General features: G+C 40.1%; 19 protein-coding genes. 7 read left to right on the plus strand and 12 right to left on the minus strand.

The features are described from left to right. Complete coding sequence (locus tag JM79_RS01550; protein ID WP_141876482.1) at nt 1–657, plus strand: 3-oxoacid CoA-transferase subunit B; 657 nt, start codon at nt 1–3, stop codon at nt 655–657. A gap of 49 nt (nt 658–706) precedes the next feature. Here the strand turns inward: JM79_RS01550 and JM79_RS01555 are convergent, their stop codons facing one another. From JM79_RS01555 to hemA, 12 genes are all read right to left on the minus strand, one after another. Beyond that, nucleotides 707–1855 (minus strand): serine hydrolase, encoded by a 1149-nt coding sequence (locus JM79_RS01555; RefSeq protein WP_141876483.1) that lies wholly within the window; start codon nt 1853–1855, stop codon nt 707–709. 18 nt (nt 1856–1873) lie between these two features. After that, entirely contained in the window at nt 1874–2344 is a 471-nt protein-coding gene (locus tag JM79_RS01560) for a methylated-DNA--[protein]-cysteine S-methyltransferase (RefSeq protein WP_141876484.1), read from the minus strand. Further along, nucleotides 2325–3455, minus strand: coding sequence for a CNNM domain-containing protein (locus JM79_RS01565; protein ID WP_141876485.1), 1131 nt, complete (start codon nt 3453–3455; stop codon nt 2325–2327). Before JM79_RS01565 ends, JM79_RS01560 begins: the two co-directional genes overlap by 20 nt. A 120-nt stretch (nt 3456–3575) precedes the next feature. Then, nucleotides 3576–4046, minus strand: coding sequence for a hypothetical protein (locus tag JM79_RS01570; RefSeq protein WP_141876486.1), 471 nt, complete (start codon nt 4044–4046; stop codon nt 3576–3578). A gap of 80 nt (nt 4047–4126) precedes the next feature. Continuing rightward, nucleotides 4127–4471 (minus strand): hypothetical protein, encoded by a 345-nt coding sequence (locus JM79_RS01575; RefSeq protein WP_141876487.1) that lies wholly within the window; start codon nt 4469–4471, stop codon nt 4127–4129. A 62-nt stretch (nt 4472–4533) separates the two neighbouring features. Further along, on the minus strand, nt 4534–5502 hold the full coding sequence (gene hemB, locus JM79_RS01580) for a porphobilinogen synthase (protein WP_141876488.1): 969 nt from the start codon (nt 5500–5502) through the stop codon (nt 4534–4536). A gap of 39 nt (nt 5503–5541) precedes the next feature. Further along, entirely contained in the window at nt 5542–6444 is a 903-nt protein-coding gene (gene hemF / locus JM79_RS01585; RefSeq protein WP_141879149.1) for an oxygen-dependent coproporphyrinogen oxidase, read from the minus strand. After that, nucleotides 6444–7799 (minus strand): potassium transporter TrkG, encoded by a 1356-nt coding sequence (locus JM79_RS01590; RefSeq protein ID WP_260443348.1) that lies wholly within the window; start codon nt 7797–7799, stop codon nt 6444–6446. Before JM79_RS01590 ends, hemF begins: the two co-directional genes overlap by 1 nt. Before the next feature lie 3 nt (nt 7800–7802). Beyond that, nucleotides 7803–8828, minus strand: coding sequence for a uroporphyrinogen decarboxylase (hemE, locus tag JM79_RS01595; protein ID WP_141876489.1), 1026 nt, complete (start codon nt 8826–8828; stop codon nt 7803–7805). Next, nucleotides 8825–9490, minus strand: coding sequence for a uroporphyrinogen-III synthase (locus JM79_RS01600; RefSeq protein WP_141876490.1), 666 nt, complete (start codon nt 9488–9490; stop codon nt 8825–8827). The genes hemE and JM79_RS01600 overlap by 4 nt, the downstream gene beginning before the upstream one ends. 3 nt (nt 9491–9493) lie before the next feature. Continuing rightward, complete coding sequence (gene hemC, locus JM79_RS01605) at nt 9494–10411, minus strand: hydroxymethylbilane synthase (RefSeq protein ID WP_141876491.1); 918 nt, start codon at nt 10409–10411, stop codon at nt 9494–9496. Beyond that, complete coding sequence (gene hemA / locus JM79_RS01610) at nt 10408–11664, minus strand: glutamyl-tRNA reductase (RefSeq protein ID WP_141876492.1); 1257 nt, start codon at nt 11662–11664, stop codon at nt 10408–10410. Before hemA ends, hemC begins: the two co-directional genes overlap by 4 nt. 199 nt (nt 11665–11863) lie before the next feature. Here hemA and JM79_RS01615 point away from each other — a divergent pair, with 199 nt between their 5' ends. From JM79_RS01615 to JM79_RS01640, 6 genes are all read left to right on the plus strand, one after another. Further along, nucleotides 11864–12754 carry an AraC family transcriptional regulator gene (locus JM79_RS01615; RefSeq protein ID WP_141876493.1) on the plus strand — a complete coding sequence of 297 codons (891 nt, stop codon included), beginning with the start codon at nt 11864–11866 and terminating at the stop codon, nt 12752–12754. An 87-nt stretch (nt 12755–12841) separates the two neighbouring features. Next, nucleotides 12842–13879 (plus strand): ferrochelatase, encoded by a 1038-nt coding sequence (gene hemH / locus JM79_RS01620; RefSeq protein ID WP_141876494.1) that lies wholly within the window; start codon nt 12842–12844, stop codon nt 13877–13879. After that, nucleotides 13879–15219: an MATE family efflux transporter gene (locus tag JM79_RS01625; RefSeq protein WP_141876495.1), complete on the plus strand. Its 1341-nt coding sequence runs from the start codon at nt 13879–13881 to the stop codon at nt 15217–15219. Before hemH ends, JM79_RS01625 begins: the two co-directional genes overlap by 1 nt. A 61-nt stretch (nt 15220–15280) precedes the next feature. Further along, nucleotides 15281–18379, plus strand: coding sequence for a glycosyl hydrolase (locus JM79_RS01630; protein ID WP_141876496.1), 3099 nt, complete (start codon nt 15281–15283; stop codon nt 18377–18379). After that, nucleotides 18380–18928: a CopD family protein gene (locus JM79_RS01635; RefSeq protein ID WP_141876497.1), complete on the plus strand. Its 549-nt coding sequence runs from the start codon at nt 18380–18382 to the stop codon at nt 18926–18928. Nucleotides 18929–18969: 41 nt separating this feature from the next. Beyond that, entirely contained in the window at nt 18970–20424 is a 1455-nt protein-coding gene (locus tag JM79_RS01640; RefSeq protein ID WP_141876498.1) for a HAMP domain-containing sensor histidine kinase, read from the plus strand. Nucleotides 20425–20427 lie beyond the last annotated feature (3 nt).

A 20427-nucleotide genomic window follows, 5' to 3' on the forward strand; every position in this document is an offset into this window, starting at 1 on the left:
ATGGCACTAGATAAAAACGGAATAGCACAACGAATTGCTAAAGAAGTAAAGGATGGATATTATGTAAATCTTGGAATAGGAATTCCAACATTAGTGGCAAACTTTGTTCGCGACGATATTCAGGTAGAGTTCCAGAGTGAAAACGGAATTCTTGGAATGGGTCGTTTTCCCTTAGATGGAGAAGAGGATGCAGATCTTATAAATGCCGGGAAACAGACGATCACAGCCAGGCCCGGAGCAAGTTTCTTCGATTCTGCCACAAGTTTTGGTATGATTCGAGGAAAGCATGTGGACCTAACAATCCTTGGAGCTATGGAAGTAGCTGAGAACGGAGATATCGCTAACTGGAAGATTCCGGGGAAAATGGTGAAAGGAATGGGTGGAGCCATGGACCTGGTAGCTTCAGCAGAAAATATTATTGTGGCCATGATGCATACTAATAAGGCTGGAGAGTCCAAATTGCTGAAAAGATGTTCTCTGCCGCTTACAGGCGTTGGCTGCGTTACCAAGATCGTAACTAACCTGGCGGTGATAGAAGTAACCGATAATGGCTTTAAATTGCTTGAAACAGCACCGGGTGTAAGTGTGGAAGACGTTCAAAATGCTACGGAAGGAAAACTCCTCGTCGAAGGCGATATTCCTGAAATGCAGTTATAAAATTAAAGCCGGATTTATTCCGGCTTTTTTTATGTTCTAAGCTTAGATATCACTGTTTACGATTCCCGATCATTTCGTAGGTTTCGTCAATATAGCGATAGAAATCTTCATAGTGTTTATCATCATCTTTCCGAATAAGCTTTTCTCCCAGCCTAACGATCACTAACTCATCTTCAGGAATAACGATCACGTATTGTCCTAAAATACCGCGCATATAATAGATCTCTTTATCTTTATAATCGCTTAGCCAGAAGCCGTAGCCATAGTATGGTGAATCTTCGAATCTGGGTTTTGATAGCTGTTCGATATAGGCAGAATCCAATAGTTGCTCGCCATTCCACTGGCCGTTATTCAATAAAAATTTTCCAAATTTCCCAAAGTTTCTCGCATTGGTAGCGATACAGCAGTAAGCTTTCTCCATAGCAGATTCTTTACTATCCAATTGCCAGAGTGCAGTATCGTTCATTCCCATTGGTTTCCAGAAATTTTCGCTTAAGTAGTTACTCAGGGTTTTACCAGTAGCCTTTTCAATGACCATAGCGAGCAATTGTGTATTTCCGCTTAGATATTCAAATTTCTCTCCTGGAGTTTTGATCACTTTCAAATCCAGTACCTGCTCCCGAATATCTTTTCCGAAGTAGGCACGGGCAGTTGATGCAAATGGATTGTAATAATTTTCATTCCAGTTAAGCCCTGAAGCCATCGAGGAAAGATCTCCAATTTTGAGTTTCTTGTCAAACTGAGGGAAAAAGTTTTCTACAGGCTGATCGATATTTTCAAGGTATCCATCCTGAATCGCCTTATACATAAGTAAGCTAACCACACTTTTAGCCATGGAAAAAGAATTCGTCTGGCTCGCAGCACCATATTCCTGATAATAATTTTCATAGACCAGGCTGTCGCTCTGAATGATCAAAAATGCTGCGGTCTCCAGTTCTTTGTGCAGACTATCCAGACTTCTGGTTGCTTTGATACTGTTATAATCTTTTGCCAGCGGCCATTCCTGAATGTCTTCTCCATTTTCTATAATGGCGTTTTCAAAGTAGGGATGATCATCGATAAAAGCAGTTTTGTGTCCGTTCAAATAAGTGGTTTGGACTGCACGCAAAATATATCCATAACCTGTCACATATAGACCTATGGAAAGAACAACGATAAATAATGCGATATAAAGGAGTAGCTTGAAAATCTTTTTCATGCTCTGAAAATAGCAAATTTAGAACAGACTTTGCTGTATAGGTGGGTTTTCCAGATCCAGTAACCATTTCTTGCGATGCAAACCGCCAGCGTAACCAGTAAGAGAACCATCACTTCCAATTACACGATGACAGGGAACAACGATCCAGAGCGGATTCTTTCCATTTGCAGAGGCTACGGCTCGAATCGCCTTCTCATCGCCAAAATTACGGGATAGTTCAAGATATGAAACCGTAGTTCCATAAGGGATATTTCTAAGTTCTTCCCATACTTTCTTCTGAAAGTCGGTTCCCTTCGGATTCAATTTTAGCTCAAAATTCTGTCTTTTTCCTAAGAAATACTCCTGTAATTGTGAAATGGCTGTTTGAAGGATTTCAGGTATTTCTGAAGATTCCTTGGTAGAATCATCAACTTTTATCTCTTGAATTCCTTTTTCATCTCCAAGGATCGTTGCGATGCCAAGTGGTGTTCTAATGCTTGCCTGATTCATCCACATCAGGTTGATCACTGTTATCTGAAGTAGAAGAGGTCTCCTGGTCCTGTTTTCTCTGGATGAGTCCTAGACGTTTAGCGCGACGTTCCCAGTTCTTTCTTGCAAGTACCTGCATGTCTTCCACACTATCGCTTTCGTCCATGATCTCCAGCCCTAAAAGTGTTTCGATAATATCTTCCATCGTTACAATTCCGGTGGTATTTCCAAATTGATCCACGATCATGGAAATATGAGCGCGTTTTTCAACGAAAATCTCGAATAATTCAGGAATAGGAGTATTGTCATTGGTAACTAAAATATCCCTTTTAATATTACTTAAAGGTTGCTCTCCATGTTCATCGATCATAGCTTCAAGAACATCATCTTTCAGAATAAATCCAGAAACATTATTAGATTTCTCCTTATAAACAGGAATTCTTGAGAATTTCAGGTTCTTATGGTTGGAATAGAAATCGCTTAGACTCATACTTTCGTCCTCTACGATCGCTACTGAAAATGGGGTCATCACATCTTTAGCTTCAATAGATTTAAAAACGAGTAGATTTTTAATAACCGTAGTTTCGCTTTCTTCAAAAACACCTTCTTCTTCCGCAGCATCAGTAATCGCAGCGAATTCTTCCCGACTCATCGTACTTACATGGGCAGATTTCCCTATTAGCTTTGTAGTAAGCATCATTAGCCATAGAATTCCCGTGTACTTAAGCGGGAAGATCATGATATTAAGAGTTTTAGCGGTAAAATTACCTAAAGATTGCCAGTAGGTAGCTCCAATGGTCTTGGGAATAATTTCTGATAGTACGAGGATGGCTAAGGTCATGAGCGCTGAAACGATCATCACAGAATTTCCACCATCACCAAAGGTCTTTTCAGCCTGAACACCCACAAGAATAGCTCCCACGGTATGTGCAATGGTATTGATGGTAAGAATTGCGATAAGCGGCTTATCTATATCCTTCTTTAAATTTGCCAGATCTTTAGCGTAGCTCTTTCCTTCCTTTTTCCTGATCTTGATATAAGATGGCGTTATACTCAGTAATGTGGCTTCCAGGATGGAGCACATAAATGAAAAAAATATTGATAATACGGCAAAAATGATCAGTAATCCCATGCACTTAAATAAGTTAGACTGGCTAATTTATGTATTCTGAATTCAAATATTTAAAAAGAAATTATAAAACAAAAAAGGTCTTTCATGTTCGAAAGACCTTTCTGGATTTTTGCTGATGGTTTAGGCAGCGATCAAAGGAGTTATTTTCGTTTCCCATTTTCGTGCCTGCTGCAATCTTATTTCAGGAGCAATAATATCATTACCAGCCTCATCGTAGAAGCAAATAGACTTTGGAATGTGCTTTTGTTTAGCGGCAAAGTTTAAGGCCAGAAATTGAATCTTTTCTGAATTTTTTGTCTGTAGATCCTGTTGCAACTGTATTGTAGCATATTGAGTTAGATCAATGATCTCAAATTGATTCTCACTTCCAGCTTTGCTGAAAATGATTCTTTTATTGCTCACGTCCAGTGCTATGATCGTGTTGCCAACCTGTTCAAACTCGTCAATTTTGAGTTTATTTTGAGTAGCAAAATCATAGGCTCGTTGCTTGACTTTTGAAGTTTGAGCGTTGCTTTTTAAAATAAGGTATATAATAGGTATTGCGAAAAGAGCCAGAAGTCCCAGCCCTAAAATTAGAGATATAGTATCCATATAGATTTAGTATTTAAAATGAAATAAATGTTGCTTTTCAGGTATTCAAACCTTAATCAGCATGATGTATTTCATTCTATTTACCAGAAACTATGGAATGGATAGAGTATTTTCTTCAGGTGAAACTGAAACCTGAAATTTGTAAAGACCTGTAGACCTTCTTTTTCTTCTGAAATTACCGCTTCAAAACTATCAAGGCTTCCGTAGAATTTTGAAAAATCGGACTCTTCAGCATTTACTTTTTCAGAAAAAGAAAAAGCTTCATCCGGCAGATATGCGTTCTTGTTGCTATGCGCCTGATTAAACTGAAATTCAGCAGTAGGTTTTATTTCCGAAGAAACTCCAGTAGCATAAACATTCGTACCACCAATCAGGAATACCTGAAGGAGCAGTAAGTTTATCCATAAAAATTTACTGGATTTCATACAACAATGTTAAGCCAAAAACTGATTCCAGAAACAGAAGCAATCTTATATTTTTCTAAAAATCAGGAAATTAATTTCACGGCATCTTTTGCGAAATACGAGGCGATCATATTTGCTCCAGCACGCTTTATTGCGGTCAATTGTTCCATGATCACAGCATCGTGATCCAGCCATCCTTTCTCTGCCGCAGCTTTGATCATGGCATATTCACCACTTACCTGGTAGACGGCAACAGGTACTTTTACAGCATTCTTAATGTCACGAACAATGTCCAGATAACAGAGACCCGGCTTCACCATCACGATATCTGCACCTTCCTCGATATCCATCAAAGTTTCCTTGATAGCTTCATCACGATTGGCAGGATCCATCTGGTAGGTTTTCTTATCACCAAAGCCTGGAGCAGAATCCAGAGCATCTCTAAACGGACCATAAAACGCGGAAGCGTATTTTGCAGAATAGCTCATGATGCCGGTATCGTGGTAGCCTTCGTCCTCTAGTAAAGTTCTCATTTCAAAGATTCTGCCATCCATCATATCACTGGGCGCTACAAAATCTGCACCTGCTTTCGCATGAGATAAAGCCATCTCTGCCAGGATCGCAGTGGTGTCATCGTTAAGGATCTTGCCATCATTTACAATCCCATCGTGACCATAAGAGGAATATGGATCCAGGGCAACATCTGTCATGATAACCATTTCTGGCGCGATATCTTTCACGGTTTTCACGGCTCTTTGCATCAATCCATCTGGATTTATAGCTTCAGTACCCGCATTGTCTTTTAGTTCATCCGGCACCTTAACAAAAAGCAAAACCGACTTTAAGCCAAGGCTCCATAATTCTTTTATTTCCTGCCTTAGAAGATCAAGACTATATCTGTAATAACCGGGCATGGAAGCGATTTCCTCCTTAACCTGTTTTCCTTCTACCACAAAAATTGGCACCAGGAAATCGTTTGGAGAAATAAATGTTTCTCTAACCAGTGATCTTACAGATTCGTTCGTACGTAGTCTTCGGTTTCTTCTAAGCATTGTTTCAATTTTTTAGTATTGCTGCAGGCGCAGTATATTTTAAACCCAATTCACAGGTCTTTCCAGCACCTGTATAAGTTTTTCTTCTTCACTTCCAGGTTCAGGATGATGATCATAAACCCATTGTACGTGAGGTGGAAGGCTCATGAGGATACTTTCTATTCTTCCGTTGGTCTTTAGTCCAAATAAAGTTCCTTTATCATGTACGAGATTGAATTCTACGTAGCGTCCACGTCGAATTTCCTGCCATTTTCTATTCTCTTCAGAATAAGGCAAATTCTTGCGTTTCTCCACGATCGGGACATAAGCCTGTAAAAATGAATCACCAACATCAGTCACAAAATCATACCAGTCGGCAATCTTCATACGATCATTCTCTTTTAGATAATCGAAGAAAAGTCCGCCTATTCCTCTGGCTTCATTTCTATGTCCATTCCAGAAATATTCATCGCACTTCTTCTTAAAATCTGAATAGAATGAAAATCCATGAGGATTACATGCTTTCTTACAGGTATAGTGAAAGTGTTTTGCATCTTCTTCGAAAAGGTAATAAGGAGTAAGATCCTGACCGCCACCAAACCACTGATCGATCACAGTACCGTCTTTCTCATACATTTCGAAATAGCGCCAGTTAGCATGAACCGTTGGAACCATTGGATTTTTAGGATGAAGCACAAGGCTGAGTCCGCAGGCAAAAAAGTCCACATCCCCAACTTTAAAATATCTTTGCATGGCCGGAGCCAATGGGCCGTGAACCGCAGAGATATTCACACCTCCCTTTTCGAAAACATTTCCATTTTCGATCACACGGGTTCTACCACCACCACCTTCATTTCTTTTCCAGATATCTTCTTTGAATTTGGCGCCGCCATCGATCTCCTCCAGTTTTGAAGTGATTGAATCCTGCAATTGCTCAATATATCTGTAAAATTGTTCTTTCATCATACTGCAATATCTTCTTCCAGAATTTTTTCTTCGGAATTGGTAATTTTTTTAGACCATATAGCCAAACCAAAAGTGAGTACACCTAAGCGGCCTATAAACATTAATACGATAATACATAGCTTGCCGAAGCTTGTTAGCTCTGATGTAATCCCAGTGCTTAAGCCTACTGTTCCCAAGGCAGAAGCTGTTTCAAACAGTAACTGTTCAAAAGATACAGTTTCAGTAAACGATAGTAACCATACTCCTACCAGAATCAAACTGGAATAAAATATAAATGCTGATGTTGCGATATAGAGTCTTTCATATGGAATCGTTCTTCCTAAAAAAGTAATTCTATTACTGGCTCTCAACCGACTTTTCATTATGGCATAAACTGCCGACAGGGTGGTGATCTTGATACCACCTGCAGTTCCTGAGGGAGATGCTCCTACATACATCAAAAACGTAACAACTAAAAGCATGGGAAGCACAAAACCTCCAAAATCGATGGTATTAAATCCAACTGTAGTCATAGAACTCATTGCCTGGAAAAAGGCTACTAAAAATCGTTCATAACCGGATAGTGCTGTAATTGACGGTTCTAAAAAATATAAAAAACCTGTTCCAATTATAAGTAGAACAGCGAAACCATAAAGGATGATCTTGGTTGTAAAACTCAATTTATGAGCTTTCTTTTTTAAGAACAGGTAAAAATCTGTAACTACTATAAAACCTAATGAACCACTTATGGCAAGCATAGAGATTATGAAATTAATAAAACCATCATTTGCATAATCTACAAAGCCATTAGCAAACAGGCTAAAACCTGCTGTACAAAATGCACTTATACTATGAAATATGGCATTCCATAACGACTGTAACATTGGCATGCCATCAGCTTTAAATGCAAAAAAGAATAAAACAGCACCGAGACTTTCCATGATAACAGTAAAAAGAATAACAGATTTAAGGAAATGTCGGATTTTAATTGTTGTTGGTAAGGTGAATTCTGAAGTAAGTATTCGTTCGTGCCAGTGGGTCAACTTTCTCGTTGTAGACAGTAACATGAATGTGGTAAATGTAAGATATCCAATCCCACCAATCTGGAAAAGACACATTACAATAAGTTGTCCCCAAAAATTATAGGTATCAAAGATGGAAACGGTTACCAGGCCAGTCGTAGATACTGCTGAAGTAGCAGTGAATAAATTATCCAGTATAGACACATTATATTTTTGAAAAATAGGTAATGATAGCAAAAGTGTACCGAGAGCAACATATGTGAGGAAGCCGTAAAGCAAGTTTTGCTGTGGGCTCCAGCCAAGTTTCATCTTTCGATACTTCTTATTATATGTCTCGAATAGATTACTCACAATTTACTCTCTGTATTCCTTGACAGCGTCTACGAAAGCTTTCGCGTTATCTACAGGGATATTTGGTAAAATACCATGACCAAGGTTAGCGATATAACGATCTTTTCCGAAGGCTTTGATCATATCGTTCACCATATATTTAATTTCGATTGGTTTCGAATAAAGCCTGGCAGGATCAAAATTCCCTTGCAAAGTGATCTGTCCGCCACTTAAATAACGAGCATTTCGAGCATCACAAGTCCAGTCTACTCCAAGAGCAGCTGCTCCAGATTGTGACATATCTTTTAAGGCAAACCAACAACCTTTTCCGTAAGCAATTACAGGAACTTCATCTTTTAAAGCATCGATGATCTGTTGCATATACTGCCATGAGAATTCTTTATAATCATTAGGCTCCAGCAATCCTCCCCAGGAATCGAAAAGCTGCACGGCATCTACACCGGCTTTTACTTTTTCTTTCAGGTATGCGATGGTAGTATCAGTAATTTTCTGAAGTAATTTATGCGCGGCGATAGGTTCCATGAAACAGAATCTTTTCGCCTTATCAAAGGTTTTAGATCCCTGTCCCTGCACACAGTAACAAAGAATGGTCCATGGAGAGCCGGCGAATCCTATGAGTGGTACCTCGTCATTTAATTCCTGTTTTGTAAGCTTGATCGCGTCAAAAACATAACCAAGAGTTTCGTGCACATCTGGTACGATCACCTGTTCTACTTTAGCGGGAGTATCTACTGGATTTGGCAACCACGGGCCAACCCCAGGCTTCATCTCCACCTCGATGTTCATGGCTTGTGGAACTACAAGAATATCGCTAAAAAGAATAGCAGCATCTGGTCCTACCTGGCGAATAGGCATTACCGTAATTTCAGTAGCAAGTTCTGGAGTACGGCAACGGGTGAAAAAGTCATATTTCTCTTTAAGCTTCATAAAATCAGGAAGATATCTTCCTGCCTGTCTCATCATCCAAACTGGTGGACGTTCTACGCTTTCACCTCTAAGTGCTTTTAAAAAAAGGTCATTCTTGATCATTGCTGATGTTTTAAGTCTTTTCTAAATGTTTTTGCTACCATGGCGATCAGGTTTTCAATGCCGGGGGTTCCCGGAGTTACGATGCTGGTAGTATGTTTTTTTGCTTCGGAAGCAGTGGTATCTCCAATGCAAAATGCAATGGAGTCAATCGTATTTTTACTGGTATAGCTTTTCACGCCACTTGGGCTGTAAAATAGAATTCCGTCGTAATCTGAACGAAATTGCTGAATGTTCAGCGTAGTTTTATAAACCTTAATTTCCTTAAGCGGTATATTTTGCTGCTGAAGCATCTTCGGAAGTTCATCAAGCCTTGAGTGCCCGCAGAAAAACTGAAATTCCCGATCAGGATAATTCTGGATGATGATATTTGCCAAATCACGAGCATAGGCTGTAGTTTCCAGAACATTGTAACCCATCTCCTTAGCCATTATTGCAGTTTTCTCTCCTACACAAAAGCAATTAGTGATATCTATTTGCTTTGATGTGATTGCTTTTAATGAATTCTTGCTGGTAAAAATGGCATTCTGGATAGTTTGTTCAGGCAGATCAAAATTCAGAAATTCTATTTCGATAGCATCATACTCCGCGAATCCAATCCCACTATTTAAAAGTAGTTCCTTCTGGTTGAGTGCTAGTTTTTTCGTGGAAAGTACGGTAGGCATTCATCAATTATTTAAAGCAGTTTTGATATGCTGCATCAATTCAAGACCTCCATTATTTAAAACTTCCTGAGCGCAGGTCGTTCCTAATCCATTTACTTGTGAAACCGGAACGCTTTTTTCTACTTCTATTTTTTTAGAACCATCAAGACTGAAAAGTGCTCCATGAAAATGAATATGACCATCATGAATTCTGGCTAAGCCTCCAATTGGAGCGGTACAACCACCTTCAAGAACTTTAAGGAATTCACGTTCAACGTGTACACAAATTTGAGATTCCTGGTGGTTTAAAAGAGCTAGTGCTTTACGGCTTTCTTCGTCTTTCTTCATGGCCACGATTAGCATCGCTCCCTGAGCCGGTGCCGGGATCATCCAGTTTAGATCAATAAAGTTCTCTGGTTTGATCTCGATACGCTCCAGTCCGGCAGCTGCGAAGATGGCGCCATTCCACTCATTATCTTCAAGTTTTTGCATGCGGGTATTTACATTCCCGCGAAGATCAACGACCTCGTGATCTGGATATTTGTTCAGCCATTGCGCTTTTCGGCGTAGGCTACCTGTAGCGATCTTTCCTTTTTTGTTATCCAGAAAGTCAGTTCCTTTATGAACCAGAATATCCTTATTGCTCGCTCGTTTCATCACTGCTGCTTCCACAATTCCCTTTGGTAGAGCCGTAGGGACATCTTTCATGGAATGAACAGCAATATCTACTTCGCCTTTGATCATGGCAACATCCAGGGTTTTTGTAAAAATCCCGGTGATTCCCATTTCATATAAAGGTTGATCTAAATTAAGGTCGCCAGTAGATTTTACAGGAACCAGTTCACTTTTATGACCAGTTCGCTCCAATGCGTTCTGTACGGTGCGGGCTTGCCACATCGCTAATTCACTATCGCGTGTGCCAATTCGAATTACTTTGCTCATTTGGTAACTTCTTCGAGTTGAAAGACTTTGTGGATCAATTCCAGGCTTTCATCCGTGGTTTCAGTATCTCCTTTGAGGTGATTTGCAAAATGTTTCATGATCTTCTGGATGATACGATTGCTTACAATTTCAGCATGTTCATCATTAAAATCTGACATTTTTTTACGCTGGAAGTCCAGTTCATCGTCCTTCATAGATCTTAGCTTTTTCTTCAAAGCTTTGATCGTTGGAGCAAACTTTCTTGTTTCCAGCCATTGGTTAAAGTCGTTTTCAACTTCAGCAATGATCTCTTTTGCCTGCGGAATGAATTGTTTTCTTCTTTCCAGTGTTTCATCGGTCATTTGCGATAAATGATCAAGATGAATCAACTGCACGTTGGGCAATTCTTCAACATCTTCTGAAACGTTCTTCGGAATAGAAAGATCAAGGATCAAAAGATCTTTTTTAGAATAAATAAGTTCTTTGGAAACCGTAGGATTCTGAGCTCCGGTAGCAACGATCAAAATATCACTATTTCTTATCTCTGCCTGAAGATCTGCATAATCCTTAACGATAAGATCAAACTTACCAGCAACTTTTTCAGCTTTATCCTTCGTTCTATTGATTAAGGTAATATGGTTATTACGGGTATGTTTTACCAGATTTTCACAAGTATTACGACCTATTTTCCCTGTTCCGAAGAGAAGAATGTTCTTATCTGAAACATTCTCGATGTTCTTTAATATATATTGTACAGAGGCAAATGAAACTGAAGTCGCTCCACTCGAAATCTCTGTCTCGTTCTTAATTCTTTTACTGGCCTGGATGACGGCATTAACAAGTCTTTCCAGAAATGCATTTACCAATCCAAGTTTTTTGGAACGTACAAAAGCAACCTTTAACTGACTTATAATTTCAAAATCACCTAGGATCTGGCTGTCCAGTCCTGTTCCAACCCTGAAAATATGTGCGATCGCCTGTTTGTTCTTATAAACGTAGGCCACTTTCTCAAATTCTTCAACCGTTCCATGAGTATGCTCACAAAGCAATTTGATCAACTGGAAAGGATGTTCTGCGAAACCGTAAATTTCAGTACGATTACAGGTGGAGGTTAAAAGAATACCATCGATACCTTCGCGGCCGGCCTGTTTCAACAAATTTTCCTTCGCCTGTTCCGTAAGACTGAAATGTCCCCGGATCTCGGCATCAGCCTTTTTGTAGCTTAAACCTATCGTATAAAAATGCTTACCTCTTGAAATGTGATAATCTTCCATGTATCGATTTGGAAATACGTTTGCAAAAATAGCAGAAGAGTATTTCAAAAAATAACGCTAGAGGCACTAAATGTGTCGATAGATGATATTTATCAGCTTTTTAAAGTCCGAATCTTCAAAATGCGCTATTTTTGTAGTAAACAAAGCTGTTATGAATAGATTTGTTTAGACTGATTCTAAATAAATAAATTTTCTGAGGATGGATGAGAGTAAAAAAAATAACGCTGTAAGTATTTCAGAAGAAATCAAGATCGAAGATGGTTTCTATATACTGAAGTTTCAGAATGACACTGATGAGAATAAGATCATGTCACGAGAAATTGATAATAGTTTTATTCAATTTCACTTCAATGTGAAGGGAAACAGCAAGTTTCTTTTCAACAGCGGGAGTTACGAATTACCACTTCCTGAAGAGAATTCACTTTTACTATACAATCCGCAGCGCGATCTACCACTACATTTATCCATGGAAAAGGAGAGTTGGTTAATTTCTCTGGTTATTTCCATTAAGAAATTTCACGCTTTGTTTTCTCAGGAAGCAGATTATATCACTTTTTTAAGCGGTGACAATAAGGATAAAAAATACTATAAGGATGCTCAGGTATCACCTTCAACCGCGGTAGTATTGAACCAGATCATGAATTTTAATCTGACTCCCAGTATCAAAAACCTTTATTTTAAAGCGAAAGCTTTTGAATTATTAAGTCTGTACTTTAATAAAGCGGAAAATCCAGATCTGGAACAATGTCCGTTTTTGAGTGATGAAGAGAATATTAAGAAAATTAGGAGAGCAAAAGATATCGTGATCGCAAGAATGGCAGAGCCACCATCTCTTCAGGAACTTTCAGATGAAATTGGACTTAGTCTTAAAAAGCTAAAAGAAGGTTTTAAACAAATTTATGGCGATTCGGTTTATAGCTTTCTGTTCGATTATAAAATGGAATATGCACGTAAGCTTCTGGAAACAGGTGAATATAATGTAAATGAAGTAGGACTGAAGGTTGGTTACAGTACGGCGAGTCACTTTATTGCTGGTTTTAAAAAGAAATTTGGAACCACGCCGAAGAAATATACATTGTCAGTTAGCTAACTGATTATTGAATCATAGAGAACACTAATTATAAATTGTATTTCAATAGACCAGTTAGTATTATTTTTGAGTTGAAAAAGAAAAATTATGAGTAAAGGCGTATTGCTGGTAAATCTGGGTTCTCCAGACAGTACCGACCCCAAAGATGTCAAGAAATATTTAGGTGAATTCCTTATGGATGAGCGAGTGATCGATGTGCCATACTGGGCCAGAACACTACTGGTAAAGGGAATTGTATTGAACACCCGTCCTAAAAAATCTGCTGAAGCTTACCAGAAGATCTGGTGGGATGAAGGTTCCCCGTTAATTGTACTTTCAGAAAGACTTCAGAATAAAATTGATGAAAAGACATCTGTACCAATTGCTTTGGCAATGAGGTATGGAACTCCAAATATTAAACAGGGCTTACAGGAATTAAAGGATAAAGGAGTGGACGAAGTGCTGCTTTTTCCATTGTATCCACAATTCGCCATGGCTACTACTGAAACTATTCTTGTTTTGGCTGAAGAGTTACGCAAGGAATTTTTTCCTGAGATGAGCTTTACGACAGTACCACCATTCTATAATCATCCAGATTACGTGCGAACACTGGCAAATAGTATCGCAGAGAATCTTGAAGGAAAAGAATACGAGCACTTGTTATTTTCTTATCATGGCGTTCCCGAAAGACATATTCGTAAAAGTGATGTGACCAGCTCACATTGTAAGATAGACGGCTCCTGTTGCCAGACGGCATCGTCTGCTCACCAGTTCTGTTATCGCCACCAATGCTTTGAAACTACAAGGTTGGTTGCGGAACATTTGGGAATGAAGCCTAATACTTATAGCGTTTCCTTCCAGTCACGATTAGGATTCGACCCATGGTTAAAACCTTATACAGATAGAACCATCGAAAGATTTGGAAAACAGGGAATGAAGAAATTAGCCATTGTAACTCCGGCTTTCGTATCAGATTGTCTGGAAACACTGGAAGAAATTGCCATGGAAGGCGAAGAGATCTTCCATGAAGTTGGTGGAAAAGATTTCTCTGTAGTTCCATGTTTGAACGATCGTGAAGATTGGGTAAAAGTATTATCCAGATGGATCGATGAGTGGGCAACACAGCAAACTCCGGTTGAGGCTTAATGGCCGTTCGTAATTCTAAAGAACTGGGTGATAAACCCATTGGTAAACTTCTTATTCAACAAGCTTTACCGGCATCTGTAGGCATATTGGTGATGTCATTGAACATCTTGGTAGATACTATTTTTGTTGGAAATTGGATAGGTCCGATTGCAATTGCGGCTATCAATGTTGTTTTACCAGTCTCTTTTTTTATAGCAGCTTTGGGAATGGCTATCGGGATAGGTGGAAGTTCGATCATTTCCCGGGCGCTTGGCGCAAATGAAGATTCTAAAGCCTTACGAACCTTTGGAAACCAGATCACGCTAACATTAGTTTTATCGATAGGCCTGGTAATCCCGGGGTTGATATTCGTTGATGATCTCATTCCTGCATTTGGAGGAATGGGCGAGATCTTCGATCCTGCAAAGATCTATTATATCATCGTACTCTGCGGTGTACCTATGCTGGCGCTAGCTATGATGGGGAACAACGTAATTCGGGCAGAGGGAAAACCTCGTTTTGCCATGATCGCGATGATCATTCCCTCTGTAGTCAATCTTATTCTGGATTATATTCTTATCAATAAGCTGAATATGGGAATGGAAGGTGCCGCCCTGGCAACAACTGCATCCTATTTCTTCTGCATGGCTTATATTATCTGGTTTTTTCTTTCGAAGAACTCAGAATTAAAGATCAGTTTTTCTCATTTCAACATGGATTTTCCTATTCTGAAGGAAATTTCAGCATTGGGAGTTGTCACTCTGGCCAGGCAGGCAGTAGTGAGTGTGACCTATCTTTTAATGAATAATATTCTTTTTGATCTTGGTGGAGAAGAATCGATCACCGTATATGCGATCATTGCTCGGATGCTGATGTTCGCACTTTTCCCGGTTCTCGGAGTCACCCAGGGATTTCTGCCCATTGCTGGTTTTAATTACGGGGCAGAGAACTTCAGCCGCGTTCGAAAAAGCATCAATACGGCCATTTTATACTCCTTCCTGATGGGGCTTTTGATCTTTGGCGGAATCATGATTTTCGCGCCAGATATCGTCGCAATATTTACCACGGAACCAAGTATTCTGGAGCAAACACCTTCAGCAATGCGCTGGGTTTTTGCAGCAATTCCAATCGTAACTATTCAACTAATTGGCGCCGCATATTTCCAGGCAATTGGGAAAGCTGTGCCTGCATTTTTACTAACCCTATCGCGACAGGGATTTATCTTTATTCCGCTGGTTTTAATTCTTCCGAAGTACTATGGAGAACTCGGCGTCTGGATCTCTTTTCCAATTGCCGATGTGCTTTCTACCATCATTACTGCCTATTTCCTGAATCGTGAGATTCGGCATACGCTCAAGTAAACTTCAGAAGCTTGAAAATTATAGTAAATCCTTATCTTTAAAGCAGACTAAACGATTTTCTATGAACCAATCTCTACTTAGGCTATCAGTTCTTTTTCTGATCGCCACTCTTTTCAATTCACAAAAACATATTGCACAGGAAAATTCCGAAGAACTTTACGGAGCTCTGGAATATCGACTAATCGGTCCGTTTCGAGGTGGACGAAGTGCTGCAGTAACCGGTGTTCCCGGCAAGCCAAATCTTTTCTATTTTGGCGCTGCGGGCGGTGGTGTATGGAAAACAACGAATGGAGGTCGCAGCTGGAGCAATATATCTGATGGTTATTTTGGAGGTTCCATTGGCGCCATTGAGGTTGCCAAAAGCGATCCAAATGTGATGTATGTGGGAGGTGGAGAAAAAACGGTTCGTGGAAATGTTTCTTCTGGCTACGGAATCTGGAAAACTGAAGATGCCGGGAAGACCTGGACTTCCGCTGGATTAAAAAACAGTCGGCATGTTCCCAGAATCGTAATTCATCCGAAGGATTACAATACTGTATATGCAGCGGTTCTTGGAAATATTTACAAACCTACCGAAGAACGGGGAGTTTATAAATCTACCGATGGTGGTAAGAACTGGAAAAAAGTTCTTTTTTCTAATGCAGATGCCGGTGCGGTAGATCTAATTATGGATCCTAACAATCCGCGAGTTTTATATGCGAGTACATGGAATGTTCAGCGTACGCCTTACAGTCTTAGCAGTGGAGGAGAGGGATCAGCTTTATGGAAAAGTACAGATAGCGGGGAAACCTGGAAGGAAATTTCAGAAAATAATGGTTTTCCGAAGGATACTTTAGGGATCATTGGTGTGACCGTCTCTCCGGCAAACAGCGAAAGAGTCTGGGCTATTGTTGAAAATAAAGAAAAAGGAGGCGTTTATCGGAGTGACGATGCGGGTGAAACCTGGAATTTGATCAACGACGACCGTAGCCTGCGACAACGTGCCTGGTATTATACACGAATCTATGCCGACTCCGAAGATGAAGACAAGGTATATGTGCTCAATGTGAATTATCATACAAGTACCGATGGTGGTAAGACTTACAGTTCTGCCAATGCACCACACGGCGATCACCATGATTTATGGATCGCTCCAGATGATTCCCAAAGAATGATCATGGGCGACGATGGTGGAGCACAAATTACCTACGACGGTGGTGAAACCTGGAGTACTTATCATAACCAGCCGACTTCACAGTTTTATAGGGTAACTACAGATAATTCATTTCCGTATAGAATATATGCGGCACAGCAGGATAATTCTACGGTTAGAATCAGGCATAGAACAGAAGGTGGAAGCATTGGCGAAGGCGACTGGGAATCTACAGCCGGAGGAGAAAGCGCACATATTGCCGTAGATCCTGAAAATCCTGAGATCGTGTATGGTGGAAGTTATGATGGATTTCTAACCCGGTATAATCATGAGACCGGGACCGTGCGGAGTATTAGTGTCTGGCCAGACAATCCAATGGGTCATGGAGCTGAAGATCTCAAATATCGTTTCCAGTGGAATTTCCCAATTTTCTTCTCTCCACATAATCCTGATAAATTGTATACCGCGTCCAATCATTTGCATATGACCAAGAATGAAGGGGAAAGCTGGGAAGAAATTAGTCCTGATCTTACGAGAAATGACAAGTCGAAACAAAAGTCTTCAGGAGGGCCTATCACTCAGGATAATACTTCCGTAGAGTATTACAGTACTATTTTCGCTGCTGCAGAGTCGCCTTTAAAGGAAGGCTTGCTTTGGACTGGAAGTGATGACGGCCTTGTGCATGTTTCCAGGGATGGTGGAAAAAACTGGGAAAATGTAACTCCCAAAGGAATGCCGGAGTGGATGATGATCAATAGCATTGAACCTTCGGTTTTTGATGAAGGCACAGCTTATATCGCGGGAACCAGGTACAAACTGGGAGATTTTGCTCCTTATTTATACAAAACGACCAACTATGGGAATTCCTGGAAAAAGATCACTACAGGAATTTCTTCGGAACATTTTACGAGGGTGGTTCGTGAAGATCCTGAAAAGCAAGGCTTGCTTTATGCAGGAACTGAGACCGGGATGTATATTTCATTTGATGACGGAGCGAACTGGAAAGCTTTTCAGTTAAATCTGCCAATCGTTCCAATCACCGATCTTGCCATTAAAGAAAACAATTTGATCGTGGCTACGCAGGGAAGAAGTCTCTGGATCATTGATGATCTAAGCCTGTTACACCAGTTGAACTCAGTTGAAAAGGATCAGGATCATTTATTTAAGCCGAAAGCTTCCTATAGAATGGATGGCAGATCTAGAGAAAGTGCTACAGCCGGGACGAACCATCCTGCCGGAGTGATGACCTATTTTTTTCTGAAGGATCCTGAAGTGAAGAAAGTGAAGTTAAGCTATTTAAATGCTGAAAATGATACTATTCAGAGCTTCTCTTCTGAAGCAGAAAAGAACAAACTGGAAGTAAGCAAAGGAGCCAATCAGCATGTTTGGGATATGCGTGGCGAAGGCGCTGAGCGACTTGACGGAATGATCCTTTGGTGGGCGAGTACAGATGCTCCGCAAGCGGTTCCCGGAAATTACAAGGTAGTTCTGGAAGTGGAAGATGAGGTGATGAGACAGGATTTCGAGATTTTAGCAGATGCGAATGCCGAAACCGATCTGGCTGGAATGCAAAAACAATACGATTTTATTTCCAGCGTGAATAAAACCGTAGACAAGGCTCACCAATCCATCAAAAAAATGAGAAAGGTCGATGCGCAATTGCAGGATTTTCAGAAGCAGTATAAAAACAATGAGCAGGTAAAACCCTTGCTGGAAAAAGCAAAAACCCTTAGTGAGGAACTTTCAGAAATAGAAAATGCGCTTTACCAGACCAGGAATCGCAGTAACCAGGATCCGCTAAATTTCCCGATAAAACTCACCAATAAACTGGCGCATTTGAATAGTCTCGTAGGAATGGACGATTTTCCACCAACGCAGCAGGATATTGCAGTTAAAGACCAACTTACTGCCAGTATCAACGAAGAATTGAATAAATTTGACCAGCTTTTAGAAGAAGAAGTAAAAGCTTTTAATAAGGAATTTAATGCGATGGATCTTAATTATCTATTCGTAGAGACTGAAGACTAAATGGAGTACTATAATTATATCAAAGCCCTGCACCTTATTTTCGTAATTACGTGGTTTGCCGGGCTTTTTTATATTCCGCGCTTATTCGTATACCAGATCGAAGCTGCAGAAAAGCCAGAACCCGATAAAACGATTCTCGGAGACCAGCTAAAACTGATGGCGAAAAGGCTCTGGTTCATTATCACCTGGCCTTCCGCGATCCTGGCGAGCGCTTTCGCCTTTACATTACTGGCAATGGTTCCTGGCTGGCTTGAGCAACCCTGGATGCATGTGAAACTTGGTTTTGTAGTGCTATTATTCGCCTATCACTTTAAGACCCATCTAATTTTCAAAGAACTGCAGAAAGGGATTATTAACTGGACTTCGAACGGGATGCGCATCTGGAATGAGGGAAGCACGCTTATCCTGTTTTCAGTAATTTTCCTGGTTATCGTGCGCGATGCTATTAACTGGATCTACGGAGTTCTGGGTATTTTTCTACTTGGGATCATGTTAATGCTGGGGATTAAATTATACAAAAGAATACGCTCGAGGAATCCCAATGCCTGAAATGGTTCGATAATTGTTGCCTTGAAGCGAAGCCTGCCTATATGAAGATGCTTAAATTATCCTTAAGAACTAGAATTTTTATCTCTATGATCCTGTTGGTTCTCGGGGCGTCTATTCTAATTTTTGGGGTGACAGTGTACCAATATAAACAGGAAGCTGAAAGTTATCACGAAGAACGGCTGGAGCGTAAACAGAGAGCGATCCTTGAAAACATCAAATTCGTACTTGCCAGTACTACTTATGTTGTAGACACAGAGAATCTTGGACCTATTTTTACTGAAAGGGATAAGATCGATGAAATGGCCGAAGTTCATGAAATGCAGATCCATATTTATGATCTTGACGGAAGCCTTATTATCAAGTCTAATGAATCATTTTTTAAAGATTCCACTACTGTAAGTATTCCAGAAAGTGTGCTAAGTAAGCTGGACGCGACCACTACCAAGCATTATTTGAAGAAAACTGAAGTCAACGGGCAGAAATACCAGTCTTCATACAGTTATATTACCGATGGAAAATTTAAGCCACTGGCAATTCTTTACTTACCATATGTTCAGGATGATAGTCTGCTCAACAGGGATTTAAACAATTTCCTGGTACGCATGGCAGAGGTCTATCTTTTTATGCTATTGATAGCTATTATTCTGTCATTCTTTCTTTCAAAATATATCACTAAATCGCTTAAGATCATTTCTGAAAAGATCAACCAGACCAGACTGGACAAACGAAACCAGAAGATCGAACTCTCCAATGCAACAGAAGAGATCTATGCACTGGTTTCGGCATATAACAGTATGATCGATGAGCTGGAGGAGAGTGCGGTTAAATTGGCCACCAATGAGCGTGAACAAGCCTGGCGGGAAATGGCGAAGCAGGTAGCACATGAGATCAAGAATCCGTTGACACCGATGCGTTTGAGTGTACAAAGTTTTCAGCGTAATTTTGATCCGGAAGATCCCGACATTCATCATAAGGTTGATGAATACAGCGAAACGCTCATCAACCAGATCGACACTATGAGTTCTATCGCTTCGGCATTCTCGAACTTTGCAAAAATGCCGGCGCAACAAAATGAAACTTTGAATGTGCCTAAGATCGTAAAGCTAGCACTGGATATTTTCAATGAGAAATACATTGAATTTCAATGTGACCAGGAAGAGATCCTGGCGAAATTTGACCGTACCCAATTAATTCGGGTAGTGACAAACCTGGTAAAAAATGCTACTCAGGCGCTTCAGGACGTAGATGATCCTCGAATTATGGTGGCGGTCGAAGAAGAGGAGAATACCGTTCTTATTTCGGTTTCCGATAATGGAATGGGTATTTCCGAAGAAAATAAAACGAAGGTTTTTGAACCTAAATTCACTACGAAATCAAGCGGAATGGGATTAGGCCTTGCCATGGTAAAGAATATCGTGGAAACTTATAAGGGGACGATTAGCTTTGTTTCCAAACAAAATAAAGGCACTATCTTTAACGTACGATTTCCAAAATAAAGA

The sequence above is a fragment of the Gramella sp. Hel_I_59 genome (assembly GCF_006714895.1).
Classification (GTDB): Bacteria; Bacteroidota; Bacteroidia; order Flavobacteriales; family Flavobacteriaceae; genus Christiangramia.

What these genes read in the sequence shown, in the direction of transcription:
- JM79_RS01555 (WP_141876483.1), bottom strand. Translation starts at nt 1,855, where the DNA reads ATGAAAAAGATTTTCAAGCTACTCCTTTATATCGCATTATTTATCGTT.
- hemC (WP_141876491.1), bottom strand. Translation starts at nt 10,411, where the DNA reads ATGAGCAAAGTAATTCGAATTGGCACACGCGATAGTGAATTAGCGATG.
- JM79_RS01635 (WP_141876497.1), top strand. Translation starts at nt 18,380, where the DNA reads ATGGAGTACTATAATTATATCAAAGCCCTGCACCTTATTTTCGTAATT.
- JM79_RS01550 (WP_141876482.1), top strand. Translation starts at nt 1, where the DNA reads ATGGCACTAGATAAAAACGGAATAGCACAACGAATTGCTAAAGAAGTA.
- JM79_RS01560 (WP_141876484.1), bottom strand. Translation starts at nt 2,344, where the DNA reads ATGAATCAGGCAAGCATTAGAACACCACTTGGCATCGCAACGATCCTT.
- JM79_RS01565 (WP_141876485.1), bottom strand. Translation starts at nt 3,455, where the DNA reads ATGGGATTACTGATCATTTTTGCCGTATTATCAATATTTTTTTCATTT.
- hemH (WP_141876494.1), top strand. Translation starts at nt 12,842, where the DNA reads ATGAGTAAAGGCGTATTGCTGGTAAATCTGGGTTCTCCAGACAGTACC.
- JM79_RS01630 (WP_141876496.1), top strand. Translation starts at nt 15,281, where the DNA reads ATGAACCAATCTCTACTTAGGCTATCAGTTCTTTTTCTGATCGCCACT.
- JM79_RS01570 (WP_141876486.1), bottom strand. Translation starts at nt 4,046, where the DNA reads ATGGATACTATATCTCTAATTTTAGGGCTGGGACTTCTGGCTCTTTTC.
- JM79_RS01600 (WP_141876490.1), bottom strand. Translation starts at nt 9,490, where the DNA reads ATGCCTACCGTACTTTCCACGAAAAAACTAGCACTCAACCAGAAGGAA.
- hemF (WP_141879149.1), bottom strand. Translation starts at nt 6,444, where the DNA reads ATGAAAGAACAATTTTACAGATATATTGAGCAATTGCAGGATTCAATC.
- hemA (WP_141876492.1), bottom strand. Translation starts at nt 11,664, where the DNA reads ATGGAAGATTATCACATTTCAAGAGGTAAGCATTTTTATACGATAGGT.
- JM79_RS01640 (WP_141876498.1), top strand. Translation starts at nt 18,970, where the DNA reads ATGAAGATGCTTAAATTATCCTTAAGAACTAGAATTTTTATCTCTATG.
- hemB (WP_141876488.1), bottom strand. Translation starts at nt 5,502, where the DNA reads ATGCTTAGAAGAAACCGAAGACTACGTACGAACGAATCTGTAAGATCA.
- JM79_RS01615 (WP_141876493.1), top strand. Translation starts at nt 11,864, where the DNA reads ATGGATGAGAGTAAAAAAAATAACGCTGTAAGTATTTCAGAAGAAATC.
- JM79_RS01625 (WP_141876495.1), top strand. Translation starts at nt 13,879, where the DNA reads ATGGCCGTTCGTAATTCTAAAGAACTGGGTGATAAACCCATTGGTAAA.
- JM79_RS01575 (WP_141876487.1), bottom strand. Translation starts at nt 4,471, where the DNA reads ATGAAATCCAGTAAATTTTTATGGATAAACTTACTGCTCCTTCAGGTA.
- hemE (WP_141876489.1), bottom strand. Translation starts at nt 8,828, where the DNA reads ATGATCAAGAATGACCTTTTTTTAAAAGCACTTAGAGGTGAAAGCGTA.